Origin of the sequence: Nocardia sp. NPDC058497, from assembly GCF_042720195.1 — a bacterium.
Lineage (GTDB): Bacteria > Actinomycetota > Actinomycetes > Mycobacteriales > Mycobacteriaceae > Nocardia.
In genome coordinates this window covers 1-1,677 of the sequence record NZ_JBHXMY010000890.1, presented here as the reverse complement: position 1 = coordinate 1,677, position 1,677 = coordinate 1, and the positions used below count along the sequence as shown (strand labels likewise).

The 1,677-nt window shown below is 70.6% G+C and carries 2 protein-coding genes; one reads left to right on the top strand and one right to left on the bottom strand.

The window, feature by feature from the left end; translation table 11 throughout:
• Positions 1 to 139 precede the first annotated feature (139 nt).
• Positions 140 to 1,177, bottom strand: a complete 1,038-nt coding sequence (locus tag ACFWPJ_RS32180; protein ID WP_378857207.1) for an LLM class F420-dependent oxidoreductase — start codon at positions 1,175 to 1,177, stop codon at positions 140 to 142.
• 151 nt (positions 1,178 to 1,328) lie between these two features.
• Here ACFWPJ_RS32180 and ACFWPJ_RS32175 point away from each other — a divergent pair, with 151 nt between their 5' ends.
• Entirely contained in the window at positions 1,329 to 1,661 is a 333-nt protein-coding gene (locus ACFWPJ_RS32175; protein ID WP_378857205.1) for a cyclodeaminase/cyclohydrolase family protein, read from the top strand.
• The last annotated feature ends 16 nt before the right edge of the window (positions 1,662 to 1,677 follow it).

The window sequence follows — 1,677 nt, the reverse complement described above, 5'->3', positions numbered from 1 at the left end:
CACGATGACGACCCTGCACCTGGGGTACCCCATCCACCCCCGGGGGGCCGCCGCCTGGGCGACTTACAGTCCCGCACCCCACAAAACCGCCCCCCCGCCGGTTGATTTCACCGGCGGGGGCCGCGTTGTCGTCGGCAGGTCAGCAGAGCGCGCGCAGCTGCTCGATCAGCTTGACCCGGCCCGCGGCGTTCTCGGCCAGCGGCGTGACGTTCAGCGTGGTGACGCCCGCCTCGGCCATGGCCGCGATGCGATCCTTGACGAAGCCCTCCGGGCCGATCAGCGACACGTCGCGGACCAGGTCGTCGGGCACGGCCTGCGCGGCGGCCTGCTTGTCACCGGCCAGGTACAGCTCCTGGATGCGGTCGGCGGCCGCGCCGTAGCCGTACTTGGTGGCCAGCGTGTGATAGAAGTTCTTGCCCTTGGCGCCCATGCCGCCGATGTAGAGCGCCAGGTGCGGCTTCACGAAGTCCAGCAGCGGGGTGACGTTCTCACCGATCGCCAGCGGCGGGCCCGCGAAGATCTCGAGCTCGCCCAGCGACGGGTCACGCTTGGCCTTGCCCGCCGCCAGCGCGTCGCCCCAGACGTCCTTGGCCTTCTCGGGCAGGAAGAAGATCGGCTGCCAGCCCTCGGCGAGCTCGGCGGCCAGCTCGACGTTCTTCGGGCCGAGCGCGGCGAGCAGCACCGGAATGCGTTCGCGCACGGGGTGATTGATCAGCTTGAGCTCTTTACCCAGGCCGGTGCCGCGGTCGGCGGGCAGCGGGATCTGGTAGTACTTGCCCTGGTAGTTGAGCTTCTCGCGGCGCCAGACCTTCCGGCAGATCTCGACGAGCTCGCGGGTGCGGCCGATCGGCGCGTCGTAGGGCACGCCGTGGAAGCCCTCGATGACCTGCGGGCCGGACGCGCCGATGCCGAGGATGAAGCGGCCGTCGGAGACGAAGTCCAGGCCCGCCGCGGTCATCGCGGTGAGGCTGGGGGTACGGGTGTAGAGCTGCAGGATGCCCGAGGCCAGCTGCACCCGTTCGGTGCGGGCGGCCAGGAAGCCCAGCGCGCTGACCGCGTCGAACGAGTACGCCTCCGGCACGAAGACGATGTCGAGGCCGGCCCGTTCCAGGTCGGCGACCTCGGCCGCGACCTCCTTGAAGCCGCCCGAGTAGTTGATGCTCAATCCGATCCGCATGACACCCAACATAGCCCCGGCGCGCGCAGCCACCCCGACCGGTCGGTCTGTCGACGCAGGTGCTGGTCGGGCGGGGTGTTCCGGTCGGCACGCGGTAGCGTTAAAGGCGAGTACCACCGCAGTTCTCGCCGCATCGAAAGGTCACCACGTCGTGTCGCAGCCCACCGCCTCGCCGCAGCAGATCGCCCCCTCGTTCGGGTCGGTGACCCTGGAGCACTATCTGTCGGAGCTGGGCGCCAAGGTGCCCGCACCGGGTGGCGGCGCTGTGGCCGCCCTGCACGCGGCCCAGGCCGCGGCGCTGGTCGCGATGGTCGCGCGCTACACCACCCGCGCCAAGGACGCCGTGCACCGGCCGATCGTCGACCGGATCATCGAGGCCGCCGACGCCGCTCAGGCGCGGTCGCTGGGGCAGGCCCCATGCCCCCCCCCCCCCCGCACCCCCCCCCGCCGCCCCCCCCAAAAAACCCACCACAGGTCTGTTTAAAAAAAAAACACACCCC

Excerpts from the sequence above, each read along its gene's own strand:
- ACFWPJ_RS32180 (WP_378857207.1), bottom strand. The coding sequence starts at position 1,177 with ATGCGGATCGGATTGAGCATCAACTACTCGGGCGGCTTCAAGGAGGTC.